This window comes from Streptomyces sp. NPDC059906 (assembly GCF_042730645.1).
Lineage (GTDB): Bacteria > Actinomycetota > Actinomycetes > Streptomycetales > Streptomycetaceae > Streptomyces > Streptomyces rubrogriseus.
This window is the reverse complement of the sequence record NZ_JBHWKU010000001.1, coordinates 51,690-67,387: the sequence shown is the minus strand read 5'-3', so window position 1 is coordinate 67,387 and position 15,698 is coordinate 51,690. Positions and strand designations below refer to the sequence as shown.

The 15,698-nt window shown below is 74.3% G+C and carries 13 protein-coding genes; 7 read left to right on the top strand and 6 right to left on the bottom strand.

Annotation, left to right across the window (positions count from 1 at the left end; translation table 11 throughout):
* The first annotated feature begins 29 nt into the window (after positions 1 to 29).
* Positions 30 to 3,011 carry a BTAD domain-containing putative transcriptional regulator gene (locus ACFV9J_RS00305; protein WP_385347639.1) on the top strand — a complete coding sequence of 994 codons (2,982 nt, stop codon included), beginning with the start codon at positions 30 to 32 and terminating at the stop codon, positions 3,009 to 3,011.
* Between the two features lie 204 nt (positions 3,012 to 3,215).
* A complete protein-coding gene (locus ACFV9J_RS00300) occupies positions 3,216 to 3,440 on the top strand; it encodes a sigma-like protein (RefSeq protein ID WP_385347635.1) in 225 nt (74 codons plus the stop codon).
* Positions 3,441 to 3,697: 257 nt separating this feature from the next.
* Here ACFV9J_RS00300 and ACFV9J_RS00295 read toward each other — a convergent pair whose 3' ends face one another.
* Both ACFV9J_RS00295 and ACFV9J_RS00290 read right to left on the bottom strand, forming a co-directional pair.
* Positions 3,698 to 6,115 carry a PQQ-binding-like beta-propeller repeat protein gene (locus ACFV9J_RS00295; protein ID WP_385347632.1) on the bottom strand — a complete coding sequence of 806 codons (2,418 nt, stop codon included), beginning with the start codon at positions 6,113 to 6,115 and terminating at the stop codon, positions 3,698 to 3,700.
* 219 nt (positions 6,116 to 6,334) lie between these two features.
* A complete protein-coding gene (locus ACFV9J_RS00290; RefSeq protein WP_385347629.1) occupies positions 6,335 to 7,093 on the bottom strand; it encodes a VOC family protein in 759 nt (252 codons plus the stop codon).
* Between the two features lie 134 nt (positions 7,094 to 7,227).
* On the opposite strand from ACFV9J_RS00290, the gene ACFV9J_RS00285 reads away from it, so the two are divergent.
* From ACFV9J_RS00285 to ACFV9J_RS00275, 3 genes are all read left to right on the top strand, one after another.
* The gene (locus tag ACFV9J_RS00285) at positions 7,228 to 7,863 is read left to right on the top strand and encodes a TetR family transcriptional regulator (protein WP_109035494.1); all 636 of its coding nucleotides are present in this window, start codon (positions 7,228 to 7,230) and stop codon (positions 7,861 to 7,863) included.
* A 297-nt stretch (positions 7,864 to 8,160) separates the two neighbouring features.
* Positions 8,161 to 8,586, top strand: a complete 426-nt coding sequence (locus tag ACFV9J_RS00280) for a pyridoxamine 5'-phosphate oxidase family protein (RefSeq protein ID WP_385347626.1) — start codon at positions 8,161 to 8,163, stop codon at positions 8,584 to 8,586.
* A 23-nt stretch (positions 8,587 to 8,609) separates the two neighbouring features.
* The gene (locus ACFV9J_RS00275; protein WP_385347623.1) at positions 8,610 to 9,275 is read left to right on the top strand and encodes a pyridoxal 5'-phosphate synthase; all 666 of its coding nucleotides are present in this window, start codon (positions 8,610 to 8,612) and stop codon (positions 9,273 to 9,275) included.
* Between the two features lie 7 nt (positions 9,276 to 9,282).
* On the opposite strand, the gene ACFV9J_RS00270 is transcribed toward ACFV9J_RS00275, so the two are convergent.
* Positions 9,283 to 9,900: a GNAT family N-acetyltransferase gene (locus ACFV9J_RS00270; RefSeq protein ID WP_385347620.1), complete on the bottom strand. Its 618-nt coding sequence runs from the start codon at positions 9,898 to 9,900 to the stop codon at positions 9,283 to 9,285.
* A 99-nt stretch (positions 9,901 to 9,999) separates the two neighbouring features.
* On the opposite strand from ACFV9J_RS00270, the gene ACFV9J_RS00265 reads away from it, so the two are divergent.
* The gene (locus ACFV9J_RS00265) at positions 10,000 to 11,205 is read left to right on the top strand and encodes a flavin-containing monooxygenase (RefSeq protein WP_385347616.1); all 1,206 of its coding nucleotides are present in this window, start codon (positions 10,000 to 10,002) and stop codon (positions 11,203 to 11,205) included.
* A 161-nt stretch (positions 11,206 to 11,366) separates the two neighbouring features.
* Here ACFV9J_RS00265 and ACFV9J_RS00260 read toward each other — a convergent pair whose 3' ends face one another.
* Together ACFV9J_RS00260 and ACFV9J_RS00255 are read right to left on the bottom strand one after the other, a co-directional pair.
* Positions 11,367 to 12,296, bottom strand: a complete 930-nt coding sequence (locus ACFV9J_RS00260; RefSeq protein ID WP_385347613.1) for a hypothetical protein — start codon at positions 12,294 to 12,296, stop codon at positions 11,367 to 11,369.
* A gap of 20 nt (positions 12,297 to 12,316) precedes the next feature.
* The gene (locus tag ACFV9J_RS00255; RefSeq protein ID WP_385347610.1) at positions 12,317 to 13,636 is read right to left on the bottom strand and encodes an MFS transporter; all 1,320 of its coding nucleotides are present in this window, start codon (positions 13,634 to 13,636) and stop codon (positions 12,317 to 12,319) included.
* Positions 13,637 to 13,720: 84 nt separating this feature from the next.
* Between ACFV9J_RS00255 and ACFV9J_RS00250 the strand changes: the two genes are divergently transcribed.
* Positions 13,721 to 14,773, top strand: a complete 1,053-nt coding sequence (locus ACFV9J_RS00250) for a GlxA family transcriptional regulator (protein ID WP_385347606.1) — start codon at positions 13,721 to 13,723, stop codon at positions 14,771 to 14,773.
* A gap of 353 nt (positions 14,774 to 15,126) precedes the next feature.
* Here the strand turns inward: ACFV9J_RS00250 and ACFV9J_RS00245 are convergent, their stop codons facing one another.
* On the bottom strand, positions 15,127 to 15,603 hold the full coding sequence (locus tag ACFV9J_RS00245) for an ATP-binding protein (RefSeq protein ID WP_385348815.1): 477 nt from the start codon (positions 15,601 to 15,603) through the stop codon (positions 15,127 to 15,129).
* Positions 15,604 to 15,698 lie beyond the last annotated feature (95 nt).

Below are 15,698 nucleotides of genomic sequence, written 5' to 3'. Positions count from 1 at the left end.
TGGTTGCTCAGGATGTCTAGGGGGACGGCATGGACGGTGGACCGCGGGTTCCGGAGCAGCGGCGTCCCGGATTCCCGGCGGAAGAGGAGGAATCGGGCGCGCTGCGCTTCGGTGTGCTCGGGCCGGTGCGCGCCTGGCGGGACGGGGAGACGCTGGCCACCGGCTCCCCGCAGCAGCGCGCGCTGCTGGCCGCCCTGTTGCTGCGCGAGGGCCGTACGGCCACGGCGGGCGAGCTGATCGACGCCCTGTGGGGCGAGGAGCCGCCGTCGCAGGCGCTGGCGGCGGTGCGGACGTACGCGTCCCGGCTGCGGAAGGTCCTCGACCCCGGGGTGCTGGTCAGCGAGTCGGGCGGGTACGCCGTGCGGGGCCTGGCCGAGGGGGCGCTGGACCTGGCGCGGGCCCAGGACCTGGCCGCGGCGGCCGAGAAGGCCAGGAGCGCCGGGGACCTGTGCCACGCCCGTGACCTGCTGCGCCGGGCGCTGGCCCTGTGGGACGGCGAGGTGCTGGCCGGCGTGCCGGGGCCGTACGCTCAGACGCAGCGCGTCCGCCTCGGCGAATGGCGGCTCCAACTCCTCGAAGCACGCCTCGACATGGACCTCGACCAGGGCTGTCACGCCGAGGCGGTCTCGGAACTGACGGCGCTGACCGCCGCGCACCCGCTGCGCGAACGCCTGCGCGAGCTGCTGATGCTGGCCCTGTACCGCAGCGGCCGCCAGGCGGAGGCGCTCGCCGTCTACGCGGACACGCGCCGCCTGCTCGCCGACGAGCTGGGCGTCGACCCGCGCCCCGGCCTCCAGGAACTCCAGCAGCGCATCCTCCGGGCCGACCCGGTCCTGGCCGAGCCCTCGGCGGCCACCAAGGAGACCGCGACGGCCACGGTGCGCCCGGCGCAACTCCCCGCGACGGTGCCCGACTTCACCGGCCGCGCGGCTTTCGTCCGGGAGCTGAGCGACGTACTGTCCGCCGCGTCCGGGGAGTCGGCGTCGGGCCGTGTGATGGCGGTCTCGGCGCTGGCCGGCATCGGCGGCGTCGGCAAGACGACCCTCGCGGTGCACGTCGCCCACCAGGCGCGGGCCGCGTTCCCGGACGGGCAGCTGTACGTCGACCTCCAGGGCGCGGGCGCGCGGTCCGCGGAGCCGGAGACGGTGCTCGGCTCCTTCCTGCGGGCCCTGGGCACGGCCGACTCGGCCATCCCGGACTCCCTGGAGGAGCGCGCCGCCCTCTACCGCTCCGTCCTGGACGGCCGCCGTGTCCTGGTCCTGCTGGACAACGCCCGCGACGCCGCCCAGGTGCGGCCCCTGCTGCCCGGCACGGACGGCTGCGCGGCGCTGGTGACGGCACGGGTGCGGATGGTGGACCTCGCCGGGGCGCACCTCGTCGACCTGGACGTGATGTCGCCCGAGGAGGCGCTGGCCCTCTTCACGAGGATCGTGGGCGAGGAGCGGGTCGCCTCGGAGCGGCAGGCGGCGCTCGACGTGGTCGGCGCGTGCGGTTTCCTGCCGCTGGCCATCCGCATCGCCGCGTCCCGGCTGGCCGCCCGCCGCACCTGGACGGTGTCGGTGCTGGCCGCGAAGCTGGCGGACGAACGACGCCGGCTGGACGAGCTGCAGGCCGGCGACCAGGCGGTCGAGGCCACCTTCGAACTGGGCTACGGCCAGCTGGAACCGGCCCAGGCCCGCGCCTTCCGCCTGCTGGGCCTGGCCGACGGCCCGGACATCTCCCTCGCGGCGGCGGCGGCCGTGCTGGACCTCCCGGCGGGGGACACGGAGGACCTCCTGGAGTCCCTGGTCGACACCTCGCTGCTCGAATCGGCGGCCCCGGGCCGCTACCGCTTCCACGACCTGGTCCGCCTCTACGCGCGCGCGTGCGCGGAACGGACGGAACGGGACGGGAACTCGCCGAGCGAGCGGGGGGCGGCGCTGTCACGGCTGCTGGACTTCTACCTGGCGACGGCGGCGGGGGTGTACGCGATCGAGCGGCCGGGGGACCGGTTGGTGGACGGCCTGGAGCCGACGGAGTACCCGGGGCTGACGTTCACCGAGGGATCGGCGGCGCTGGACTGGTTGTACACCGAGGCGGCGCCGCTGCTGTCGTGCGTGCGGCAGGCGGCCGCGTCGTCCCGGCTGCGGCGCGCCGTCGACCTCCTGTGGGCCGCCAAGGACCTCACCGAGTCCGGTGCCAACTCCCACCAGTACGAGACGACCGCCAGGGGGATGTGCGAGGCCACGCGCGCCGCCGGCGACACCCTGGCCGAGGGCCGGGCACGAACGGTGCTCACCGACGTCCTGTTGGTCAGCGGCCGCATCCCCCAGGCGGAGGAGGAGTCGCGGCTGGCCATGCGGCTCGCGGAGTCGGTCGACGACGCCGTCGCGGTGAGCTGGGTCGCCAACAGCCTCGGACTCATCTGCTTGCACCAGGGGCGGCACAACGACAGCAAGCCGTTCTTCGAGCGGGCCATCGCCGGATTCCGCGCCCTGGGCAACCGTCCCCCGGAGGCCACGGCCCTGTGCAACCTCTCGCGGGCCCACCTGGGGGCCGACGACGTCGCGCAGGCCGTCGACTTCGCGAGGCGGGGGCTGGACGCGCACGCCGAGTTCGGCAGGACCGTGCGGCTCGCCAACAGCCACTACGCGCTGGGCATCGCCCTCAACCGGGCCGATCGGCACACGGAGGCCCTCGGACACTTCTCCGAGGCCCTGACGATCTTCACCGCGCACCGGCAGCGGCTGTGGGAGGGCACGACGAACTACCGCATCGCCGAGGTCCACCTCGCGGCCCAGCGTCCCGCGCAGGCGGCCCAGCACGCCGAACAGGCCCTCGCGCTCGGCTGCATCGGCGGGGACCGCATGCAGGGCAACGTCCTGACCCTGTTGGGCCGCGCCCTGGCCGGTCTGGAGCAGACGGACCGGGCCAAGGCCTGCTGGAGCAAGGCCCTGCGGCTGTACGAGCAGGAGGGCGCCGAGGAGGCGAGCGAGGCGAGGGCCCTGCTCAGGCCCGCTTCGGCCGCCTGAGCCGCCTGCGTACGACGGGCGTTCAGCATACGTTTATCGCCCCCCGGCATTGTCGTACCCGTCACACCGTCGCGTCGGGGGGCAGACGGTCTGACACGGAGCGCGACCAGTTATGGTGCGGCTCCGAACGCCCGTCCGGCGGCCCACGGGGGAGCCCCCGGGCGGGCGTTCGCCACATGTCGTTACAGCGGAGGGACCAAGCCCATGAGCGAGAACCAGAAGGACACGAAGGCCACGGCCACGGGCGAGGCGGCCACCGAAGAGAACATCACCACACTCGAGAACCCCATGCCCGCGCCGCCGAAGGACGGGGCCGTCACCACGCTGGAGAACCCCATGCCCAGCGGACCGGCCAAGCCCGACGTCAGGACGATGGAGAACCCCATGCCGGCCCCGCCCGCCCTGGACCTGGACGGCGACGGCAAGTAGACCCTTTTCCCACACGGGGATCGGCCGCGGCGGCGCGGAGGGGAGCCGCCGCGGCCGACGTGTGCGCGGGGGGGGATCTGGAGACCGGCTCCCTCAGGTTGAGGACGGCGGCCTCCGCCTCGCCGCTGCCGCCGTTGCCCGGCCCGTCGCTTCCGTGGCCGTGGCGGCCGTGTACCTGAGTGCCCGCCCCCGGGTCGTCATGAAGATCACGCCAGTGTGCGGATGGCATGGATACGTCATCGGCCGGGCACGGGGCCTCACGTCGTACGGGCCGTCCCGGTGCCCTTCTCCGCGTCCAGGGCGTACACGCAGCGGTCCTTGCTGCAGGCGTACACGATGCCGTCGCGGACGACCGGGGAGCCGGTGATCTCGCCGCCGGTGGCGAGCTTCCAGCGCAGGCGGCCGTCGTCGGCCTTCAGCGTGTAGAGCAGGTGGTCGGACGAGCCGAAGTGGATGCGGCCCTCGGCGACCGCGGGCGCGCCCACGATGTCGCCGCCCGCCTGGAAGCGCCACTTGGGCGTGCCGGTGACCGCGTCCAGCGTGTAGAGGCCCTTGCCGCTGCCCACGTGGACGTGTCCGGCGGAGACCAGCACCGGGTCGGTCGAGGAGCGGGCCTCGGTGGCGATGCGCCAGCGGTCGCGGCCGTCGGTGGCGTCGAGGGCGTAGACGGTGCCGAGGTAGTCGGCGAGGTAGACGCCGCCGCCGGTGACGGCCGGGCCCGGCACGAAGGTGGGCGGGGCGAGGAAGACCGCGGGGGCCTCGAAGTGCCAGCGGACGTGGCCGGAGGCGACCTCCAGGGCGAGCACCCGGGTGCCGGCCGCGACGTACACGTAGCCGTCGGGCGCCTGGGTGAGGCGGACCGGGACGCCGCCGCAGGAGGCCGCGTCGCCGATCGGGTACGACCATCTCTCGTCGCCGGTACGGGCGTCCAGGGCGCGCAGGCGGGCGTCCTGCCAGACGTAGGCCGTGCCGTCGTGCAGCGCGGCGCCCGCCTCGGGGGACTCGAAGTCGGTCTGCGCGCCGGTGACCTCCCACAGCTTCTGCCCGGCCGACGCCTCCCAGGCCTGGACACCGCCGCCGCGGGTGGCGGTGAGGACGGTGCCGCGGTCGGCCTGGAGCGAGTACACCCAGGCGTCGGTCTGCACGCGCCAGAGGTCGGCGCCCTCACGGGCGTCCAGGGCGAAGAGGGTGGGTCCGTCGGAGGCGTGGATACGGCCGTCCGCGACCGCCATCGACCAGGCGACGTCCCGGGTCTTGAAGCGGCGGCGTCCGGTGGCCACGTCCAGGGCATGCACCTCGAAAGAGGTGACGTAGACCAGGTCCTCGGCGACGCGCGGCGTGCCCCAGACGTCGTTGGACATGCGGAACCGCCAGGGGCGCCACCCGGCCGGCGAGGCCTCCGGGGAGGGCGCCGCCACGGACGACGGGGCCGGTACGGCGGGGTCGGCGCCGTTGACGCCGGGGCGCGGGCGGGACCAGGACGCGGCGAGGGCGGACTCCGGCGGGGGCGCGGCGACGGCGGCGGCGCGCATGTCGGCGACGCGCGGGCCGGGCCCGATGGGCACCGCCGCGCCGGGCAGCCGGACCGGCCCGCCGTCCGGGGCGCCGACCGGGGCGGGCACCGCCGGAGCGGGCACCGCCGGGACGTGCGCGGGCGGCGCCGGTACGACGGGGTCGTGTGCGGGCGGGGGCGGCAGCGGGGGCGCGGGGACGGGGGCGCGGGCGCCGGACGGGCCGTGGCCGCGGCCGCCGGCCGTGGTGGCGGGCTTGACCGCGGGGCGGCCGTTGCGGCGCCCCTCGATCAGGCCCACGGCCCGCTCCGGCAGCCACGCCGACGCCGTACCGCTGTCGTCGGAGCCGGAGCCGAAGAGGTGCGGGGCGAGCTGGGCCTGGAGGTCGGCGGGGTTGGGGCGGCCGGTGGCCTCCATCTGCATGCAGGACTCGATGAGCGGGCGCAGCTCGTCGGGCAGGCCCTCCAGGTCGGGGCCCTCGCGCAGCAGCATGAAGACCGTCTCGACCGGGTTGGCGCCGTGGAAGGGCGGGTGCCCGGTGGCGGCGAACACCAGCATCGAGCCGAGCGAGAACACGTCGCTGGCGCCGGTGACGCTGCGGGAGTCCTTCGCCTGCTCCGGGGACATGTAGGCGGGAGTGCCGACGGCCACGTTCGTCATGGTCAGACGGGTGTTCGAGACGCCGGACGCGATACCGAAGTCGATCACGCGGGGGCCGTCCTCGACGACGAGGACGTTGGAGGGCTTCAGGTCGCGGTGGACCAGGCCCGCGCCGTGGATCGACTGGAGGGCCTCCGCGACGCCGGCCGCCAGCCAGCGCACCGCCTGGGCCGGCATCGGCCCGCACTCGTTCACTATCTCCTCGAGGGAGGGGGCGGGCACGTAGGCCGTGGCCAGCCACGGCACGGCGGCGCGCGGGTCGGCGTCGACCACGGCCGCCGTGTAGAAGCCCGAGACCGCGCGGGCCGCCTCCACCTCGCGGGTGAAGCGGACGCGGAACAGCTGGTCCTCCGCCAGTTCCGTGCGCACCGTCTTGATCGCCACGCGCCGCCCGGACGCCGAGCGCGCGAGATAGACCAGCCCCATGCCGCCGGCGCCGAGCCGTCCCAGCACCTCGAACGGCCCGATCCGCCGCGGATCGTGCTGCGTCAGCTGATCCACCACTTGCCTGCCACCTCCCCGTACGGGCCGCGCCACCCACATATGTACGCGACCGAAGTGCAGCGTCTCACCACCGCACCTCCGTGGCGCCACGCACCCCGATTCTTCCTGTCCGAGGCGCTGGTGGCGAACCTGGCGACAATCGGGGTGTCTTGCCTGATTCCGGGCAAAGAACCCTCGTGCGAGCGTTCCCGGCCCCCCGTTCGGCGCCGTGCCGCCGGGTCAGCGCCGCAGCAGCGCGAACGACGCCCCCTGGTCGTCCGAGACCACGGCCACCCGCCCGTACGACGTCCCGAAGGGCGGCACCCGCACCCGCCCGCCGAGCCGGGCCACCGCCGCGAGCCCGGCGTCCACGTCCTCGACCAGGAAGTGGACGAGGAAGTGCGGCGGCATCTCGGCGGGGAAGACGTCCGAGACCTGGGCGCGGCCGAGGTCGGGGGACGCGTCCGGTCCGAAGAGCGCCTCGTGGAACAGGTCGCCGTAGAAGTCGTTGGCGGCCTCCGTGTCCCGGGTGTACAGCTCGGCCCAGGCGAACGTGCCGGGCTCGCGCCGGCGCCCGAAGCCGGTACGGCGGCCCGGCTGCCAGAGCCCGAAGACCGCGCCGTCGGGGTCGGCGGCGAGGGCGGCGGTGCCCAGGTCGCCGAGCGGGTGGGGCGGGGTGACGACCTGGCCGCCGCCCGCCCTGATCCGCGCGGTGAGGGCGGCGGCGTCCGGGGTGTGGAAGTACACGGACCACACGGTGGGCATCCGGCCGTCCGTCTTGCGGACCAGCGCGGCGACCGGCTCCCCGTCCAGGCACGCCCGTACGGACTCCCCCGCCGCCCGGTAGGGGCTCTCCTCGGGCTCCCCCTCTTCCTCCCGGAAGGTCCAGCCGAACAGCTCGCCGTAGAAACGCCTGCCCGCCTCCACGTCGGAGAGCTGGGCGTCCACCCAGCAGGGGACGCCCTCCCGCCTCTTCTCGAATGCCCCGTTTTCGGCCATGCCGTCAAAGTAACCGCGTCACCCGCACCGCGCAGACCAGGCACACCAGTCACTTTCCCGTCCCGCACCCCATTTGCAGTCGGCCGAATCGCGCTCGGATCACCCGTCGGTAAGCTGACGGCATGACAGGACAAGTGCGTACCGTCGACGGCCGCGTGGCCGGTCGGCGTGGGCAGGCGACCAGGCAGAAACTGCTCGACTGCCTCAGCGAAATGCTCAGCTCCTCCCCCTATCGCGATGTCAAAGTCATCGATGTCGCCCGCAAGGCGGGCACGTCGCCCGCGACCTTCTACCAGTACTTCCCGGACGTCGAGGGCGCCGTACTGGAGATCGCCGAGCGCATGGCCGCCGAGAGTTCCTCGCTGGCCGAGCTGACGGCGGGCCGCTCGTGGGTCGGCAAGGCCGGCTGGCAGACGGCACAGGAACTCGTCGACGGATTCCTGGAGTTCTGGCGGAAGAACGACGCCATTCTGCGTGTCGTGGATCTCGGTGCGGCGGAGGGCGACAAGCGATTCGCCAAAATCCGTATGAAGATCCTCAACTCGGTGAATTCACCCCTCACGGATTCCGTCGCGGATCTCCAGGCAAAGGGCAAGGTCGACAAGGACGTGAACCCCGCGGCGATCGCCGGGTCACTGGTCGTCATGCTCGCGGCCGCCGCCTCGCATCAGAAGGGCTTCTCCTCATGGGGCGTGAAACAGGCTGAACTCAAGCCACATCTCGCCCTGTTGACGTATCTCGGCATCACCGGAAAGAAGCCCGTCAAGTAGTACGCCGCGCGGCAGCCTGTCATCTCCGCCGCGCCGCGCCGCCGCCCGTCGCATCTCCGCACCTCCACACCTCCACACCTCCACACCTCCACACCTCCAGCCTTTCGCCCCCGTCGGCCGACCGCTCGAACTCGGCGACCGTGCCCCGGCCCCGCGGCCGCACCGGCACGACGTCCAGCGCCTCGAAGTTCAGCACCGTGACGGCCCCACCGGGGAACAGCCGCCCACCCGGCCGACGTTGTGTCCGGCATCCGTACCCGCACGCATCCGTATCCGTATCCGCTGGAGGAGATTGCCGTGGCCCTGACCCGCGAAGAGCGTGAGACGTTCCTGGCCGAGCCGCACATCGCCGCGCTGGCGGTCGACGCGGGCGCGGGCCGCGCCCCGCTGGCCGTGCCGATCTGGTACCAGTACGCGCCCGGCGGCGAGGTGTGGATCATGACGGGCCTCGACAGCCGCAAGAACCGGCTGATCAGCAAGGCGGGCCGGTTCTCGCTGATGGTCGACCGGCTGGAGCCCACCATCCGCTACGTGTCGGTGGAGGGGCCGGTCGTCGAGACCGTCAGCGCGACCGAGGAGCACCTGCGGGAGATCTCCGCGCGCTACCTCCCGGCGGAGAAGGTCGACGGCTACGTCACCTTCGCCTCGGCCAACCACGGTGAGCAGGTCGTCGTCCGGATGCGTCCCGAGCGCTGGGTCTCCTCCGACCTCGGCTCCGTGTGAGACCCCGGCGGACCCGATCAGGCATGGAAACCGATCTGCACGAGCTGCTGAGGTCGCTGCGGGTGTGGGACCCCGCGGTCACCGAACTGCCGCCCCTCGACCCGGCCGGCGCGCCCGGCGACCCGCTGGAGCTGTTCACCCGCTGGTTCGCCGAGGCGGTCGCGGCCGGCGAACGCGAGCCGCACACGGTGTCGCTGGCGACGGCGGACGCCGAGGGCCTGCCGGACGCGCGCATCGTGATGCTGCACGGCGCGGACGCGGACGGCTGGGCCTTCGCCACCCACGCCGACAGCCGCAAGGGCCGCCATCTCGCCGCCCGCCCGTACGCCGCGCTCGTCTTCTACTGGCCGGTGCTGGGCCGCCAGGTGCGGCTGCGCGGGCCGGTCGCCGTCGCCCCGGCCGATCAGGCGCGGGCCGATCTGCACGCGCGCTCGACCGGCGCCCTGGCCGCCGCGCTCACCGGGCGGCAGAGCACCGAGCTGGACTCGCCGGAGGAGCTGGCCCGTGCCTCGCAGGCGGCCTGGGAGCGGGCCGAGCGGGAGCCGGACGCCCCGGTCGCGTCCTGGACGCTGTACCGGCTGCGCCCCGCCGAGGTGGAGTTCTTCCAGGGCGAGGCCCGCCGGCGCCACGTCCGGCTGACCTACCGGCGGACGGAGGAGGGCTGGGACCGGCGGCTGCTGTGGCCGTGAACCGTGCTCACCGCGCGCCGGGCGGCGTCGGCTCCTCGTCCGTCGCCAGCCGGGCGTGCAGGTGCACGTCCCGGAACGCGTCGTGCCGGCCGGCCTCGAACATCGCCTCGCGCAGGGTCCCCTCGGCGACGTAGCCACTCCGTTCGGCGACCCGGCAGGAGGCGTCGTGGCCGACGGCGTGGCCCAGTTCGAGGCGGTGCAGGCCGAGTTCGGCGTAGGCCCAGCGGGAGGCGAGGAGCAGGGCGCGGGTGGCGGCGCCCCGGCCCCGGGCCTCGGGGAGCACCCAGTAGCCGACCCGGGCCACCTTCATCTGCCGGCTGATCTCGTTGAGCCCGATGTGCCCCAGCGTCGTACCGCTCTCCTCGTCCGTGATCCGGAACGACGCCGACCTGCCGTCCGCCGCGTCCCGCGCCCGCCCGCGCAGCGACTCGCGGGCCCCGGCGAGGTCGGTCCACAGCTTGAGCGGGGTGTTCCAGCGCTGGAACTCGGGGTCCAGGCAGCCCCGCAGCCACGTATGGGCGTCGTCGTCCGAGCCGGCGTCCCAGGCACGCAGGCGCAGGCCGTGTCCGCGCGGTTCGGCGCGGGAGAGGGAGGGGTCGAGGGTGTACATCGGTGTGTGGGCCATCCGCCCATTCAAGCCGACCCGTCCCGGTCGTGACCGATCCGCAACCGATTCCGGTCTTGACCGAGACCCATCAAGCGTGGGCGCGATTACGCTCGCCGCATGGCCGACTCCACAGCGTCCGCAGAACCGCAGCGGCCCGCCCACCCCGCGGGCCGACCCGTGTACGTCATAGGCGCCGGTCCCGGCGGTCTCGCCGTCGCCCACGCGCTGCGCGCCCGCGGATTGCGGGCCGTCGTCCTGGAGCGGGCCGACCACGTCGGCTCCTCCTGGCGGCGCCACTACGACCGGCTGCGGCTGCACACCACCCGCCGCCTGTCGGCGCTGCCCGGCCTGCCGATCCCGCGCCGCTTCGGACGGTGGGTGGCCCGGGACGACGTGGTGCGGTACCTGGAGAAGTACGCCGAGTACCACCAGCTGGAGATCGTCACCGGCGTCGAGGTCTTCCGCGTCGAGCGCGCGCCCGACGGGACCGGCTGGCTGCTGCACGCCGCCGGGGGCCGGGAGCTGACCGGCGCCGCGGTGGTGGTCGCCACCGGCTACAACCACACCCCGCGCGTCCCGGACTGGCCCGGCCGGGACACGTACACCGGCGAGTTCCGGCACGCCGCCGACTACCGCGCCCCGGCCCCGTACGCCGGCCGGGACGTCCTGGTGGTCGGGGTGGGCAACACCGGCGCCGAGATCGCCGTGGACCTGGTGGAGGGCGGGGCCGCCCGGGTCCGGCTCGCGGTGCGCACGACGCCGCACATCGTCCGGCGCTCGACCGCCGGGTGGGCCGCCCAGTACACCGGTGTGCTGTGCAGGCGGCTGCCGGTCGCCCTGGTGGACCGGCTGGCCCGGCCGCTCGCCCGGATCAGCGTGCCGGACCTGTCGGCGCAGGGGCTGCCGCGTCCCGGCACCGGGCTCTACAGCCGGGTGACCGAGGGTGCGATCCCGGTGCAGGACGTGGGCCTGATCGACGCGGTGCGCTCCGGCCGGGTGGAGGTCGTCGCCGCGATGGACGGCTTCGAGGACGGCAAGGTACTGCTGGCCGACGGGACCCGCATCGCCCCGGACGCGGTGATCGCGGCCACGGGGTACCGGCGGGGCCTGGAGGGGCTGGTCGGGCACCTCGGCGTCCTCGACGGCACCGGGCGCCCGGTCGCCCACGGCGGCCGCACCCCGGCCGCCGCACCCGGCCTGTACTTCACCGGCTTCACCAACCCCCTCAGCGGCATGCTCCGCGAGCTGGCGATCGACGCGGAGCGAATCGCCGGGGCGGTCGCGAAGAGGGGGGCGGGCGGGGTGTCGCGGCTGCCGGGTTAGGGCCTGTCCGGCGGATCATGCCGCAGACGCGGGGTCCGGCACGCCCAGCTGCGGCGTCGTCGTCGGTCGCCGACTCCCCCACGCTCGACTGCGCTCGCGCGGGGGACCCCCATCGCGTCGACTCCTTCCTCCGCCTTGCGGCCGCACGCACCGGACCCCGCTCACCGGCGCTGATGAAGTGCCGTGTCTGCCCTGCCACCTGATCCGCCGGACAGGCCCTGGTTCCGGGTGAGGATCAGCAGGTCACCGGCTTCCGGGTCGCCGAACAGCGCGAACAGCTCGGGCGATCGCTCGCTCCCGCTGACCGTCCAGAACGTCTCCTCGCCGCAGTCGTCGTCGAGGCGCACCACGACGCCCTCGCGGCCGCCGTTCGTGCCGCGGGTCCAGGTGCCCGTGCCGCTGCACGTGGTGGAGTCCCCGTCCGCTTCGAAGCCGGCCCGGGCCGGGACCCGGGTGAGCCCGGCCCGACCGCCCGGGGCCAGCCGCAGTTCGGCCCCGTGGTCTCCGCGCCACTCCCCGGCGAGCTGCCCGTCGGAGAGGGCGGGCGGCTCGTACTCGTCGGCCAGGGCCGCCACGGCCAGTCCGCCGACGACGGAGAGGACGAAGCAGGCACCGGCCGCGCGCGACCAGACGCTCCACCCGCCCCATGCTCGCCGGCGCAAGGGGGCGAGGAACAGCACGGGCAGGATCCCGGCACCCGCGAACCAGGGGAGCGTGTCCCTCGGCGACCAGCCCCACACCATGTGCCCCAGCACGGCCCAACCCGCGCCGACCAGCACGGAAGCCACCACATGCCGGGCCCACTGGGGCCCGCTCCGGCGCGGGAGAAGGCGGGACAGAGTCGCGGCGGGCATGATCTGCGCACTGGAGTGCACGACCCCGAGAAGCGGCAGGATCAGCGGGAGGCAGAGGACACCGAAAGCGCCCCCGCCGCGGCCGTAGTCGTCCTGCCCCGCCCCCACGAAGAGCCACCACGCCAGCCACACCAGCGGCAGCTGCGTCGCGCACAGTGCCGCCGCCACGTTCCACTCGTCGTTCGACCACGGCAGGGCTCTGTCCTTGGCCGCCCCCGGCTCTGTCTCCCACCCCATGCCGGGAGCCTACGACTTGCTCATGACACCGCGGCCACCGGAACCGGCCGCCGCCGGATCACCAGCGCCATCAGCGCCGCCGCCGCGCACAGGGCGCCGGAGGCGATCCACACCACGTCGTAGGAGCCGAAGCGGTCGCGGGCCACGCCGCCGAGGAAGGCGACGAGGGCGGCGCCCACCTGGTGGGAGGCCAGCACCCAGCCGAAGACGATCGCGCTGTCCTCGCCGTAGTGCTCGCGGCACAGGGCGAGGGTGGGCGGGACGGTGGCGACCCAGTCGAGGCCGTAGAAGACGATGAAGAAGATCATCGGCGGGTGGACGCTCGGCGCGAGCAGCATGGGGAGGAAGAGGAGGGAGACGCCGCGCAGGGCGTAATAGACGGCGAGCAGGCGGCGCGGTTCGAAGCGGTCGGTGAACCAGCCGGAGGCGATCGTGCCGACCACGTCGAACACGCCGATGACGGCGAGCAGCGAGGCGGCGGCGGTGATCGGCATGCCGTGGTCGTGGGCGGCGGGCACGAAGTGGGTCTGGATCAGGCCGTTGGTGGAGGCGCCGCAGATCGCGAAGGTGCCGGCCAGGAGCCAGAACGGGCCGGTGCGCACGGCGGAGGACAGGACCGTCAGGGCGCGGCGGGCGGCGCCGGGCACGGGGGCGGGCTTGGGCACGAACTCCTGGGCGCCGTACGGCTTCTGGCCGACGTCGGCCGGGTGGTCGTGCAGGAGGAGCCAGACGAAGGGGACGACGGCCAGGGCGGCGAGGGCGACGGTGACGGCCGCCGGGCGCCAGTCGTACGTCTCGACGATCCAGGACAGCAGCGGCAGGAAGATCAGCTGGCCGGAGGCGGAGGCGGCGGTGAGGACGCCGGTGACCAGGCCGCGCCGTTCGGTGAACCAGCGGTTGGTGACGGTGGCGGCGAAGGCCAGGGCCATCGAGCCGGAGCCGAGGCCGACCAGCAGGCCCCAGCACAGGATGAGCTGCCAGGCGGAGTTCATCCACACGGTCAGGCCCGAGCCGAGCGCGATCACCATCAGGGCGACGGCGACCACCCGCCGGATACCGAAGCGGTCCATCAGCGCGGCGGCGAACGGCGCGGTCAGCCCGTACAGCGCGAGGTTGACCGAGACGGCGGCCCCGATCGTGCCGCGCGACCAGCCGAACTCCTGGTGGAGCGGGTCGATGAGGATGCCGGGCAGGGAGCGGAAGGCGGCGGCCCCGATGATCGTCACGAAGGTGACGGCGGCGACCCACCAGGCGCGGTGGGCCCGGGTGCGGCGGCCCGGTCGGGTGGGCTCCGGCTGTGCCTCGGAAGCGGCTGCGGCGGCGTCGGTTGTCTGGGTCACGTCATTGAGTCTCCGCAGCGGGCCCCACCCGGGCGAGTGGCCCGAAGGACACCATTCGCTAGGATCGGGCCATAGGATCGGGTCATGGCCCCTGATACCCGCAGCACCCGCAGCACCCCCGTCGCCCCCGGCGCCCCCGGCGCCCCCGACCGTCCGCACCGTGTCGTCGTGCTCGCGCTCGACGGCCTGCTCCCCTTCGAGCTGGGCATCGCGTCGCGCATCTTCGGTCTCGCCCGGGACGAGCACAGGCGCCCGCTGTACGAGGTCGTCACCTGCTCGGTCCGGCCGCCGGGCCCGGTCGCCACGGACGCCGACTTCGAGATCCTGGTCGGGAACGGCCCCGAGGCGCTGGCCACCGCCGACACGGTCGTCGTCCCCGCCTCCTACGAACTGGGCCCGGTCTACGACGAGGGCATGCTGTCCGGGGAGCTGAGCGCCGCGCTGGCCCACGTGCGGCCCGGCACCCGGCTCGTCGCGATCTGCACGGGCGGGTTCGTGCTGGCCGCGGCGGGGTATCTGGACGGCCGCCCGGCGACCACGCACTGGGCCTCGGCCGAGCACTTCCAGCGGCTGTTCCCGAAGGTGCGGGTGGACGCCGACGTGCTGTTCGTCGACGACGGCGACGTGCTCACCTCGGCCGGGGTCGCGGCCGGGATCGACCTGTGCGTGCACATCGTGCGCCGGGACCACGGCACCGCCGTCGCCAACGACGTGGCCCGCCGCACCGTCGTACCGCCGCACCGGGACGGCGGGCAGGCCCAGTACATCGAGCGTCCGGTGCCCGATCCGCAGCAGTCGTCCACGACGGCGGCCCGCGCGTGGGCGCTCGGCCGCCTGCACGAGCCGCTCCAGCTGCGGGACATGGCCGCCCAGGAGTCGATGTCGGTACGCACCTTCACCCGCCGCTTCCGCGAGGAGGTCGGGGTCAGTCCGGGCCAGTGGCTCACCCGGCAGCGCGTCGAACGGGCCCGGCACCTGCTGGAGTCCACCGCGCTCTCGGTCGACCAGGTCGCCCAGGACGCGGGTTTCGGCACGGCCCAGTCGATGCGGCAGCATCTGCAGGCGGCGCTCGGGGTCACGCCGACCGGGTACCGGCGGACCTTCCGCGCGGAGTTGTCCACAGCCTGTGGACAATGAGCGCGACCCGCCCCGGGCCCGTCCCGGGCTCGTCGGCGGCGGCGCGGCGTTGTCCGCCCCGAGCACGGCATCGCGCGCCGCCGCCCGACTCCGGCGCTCCCGCCCGGCTCCCGTCGCCCCCGAGGGAACCGCCGCCGACACGACCCACGCTCGTCGAGGGCCCCGTCACCGGGCCCTCGTCGTCCCCTCGCGGCGAATCGTCGCTACAAGCGTGAGGAAACGGTCACGATCCGTCAACCGGCAGGGGAGCCTTCCGCACGTGCGTCCCGCTTCGCCGGGACGCGCACGGAAGCACACCCCGGCGCACGGCCGTCACACCGCTTCGTACGGCCGCACACCGCTTCGTACGGCCATCACACCGCTTCGTACGCGAATCCCTCGTACGCCACCGCGCCGCCGCCGCTCCCGCAGACGGGCGGGGCCTCCTCGCCCGCGGCGTGCCGGTCCAGTTCGCACCAGATGCGCTTGCCGGTGCCCTCGCGACTCCAGCCCCAGCGGTCGGCGAGGCCGTCGACGAGGGCGAGGCCCCGGCCGCCCGTCGACTCGCCGCCCGCGCAACGGGGCACGGGGGCCCGGTCGCTGGCGTCGTCCACCTCTAGGCGGACGGTCGCTTCCTGAGTCTCCTCGGTCACCGCGCCCGGCAGCACCAGCCGCAGCACCGCCGAACGCCCGGTGTGCACCACGGCGTTGGTGACGAGCTCGGAGACGAGCAGGACCAGCGTCTCGGCGAGTGGTTCGTCGGCCCGTATCCCCGATCCGGCGAGCCTGGAACGCGCCCAACGCCGGGCCCGCCCCACTTCCGAGGGGTCTGGACGGACCTCCAGCTGCACTTGAAGCACCTGCACCGCTCACACCATCCGAACCGGCGGACACAAAGGCTCGCGCCTCATGAGGGCCACGATCGTAGCCATTTCCAGCATGGCCA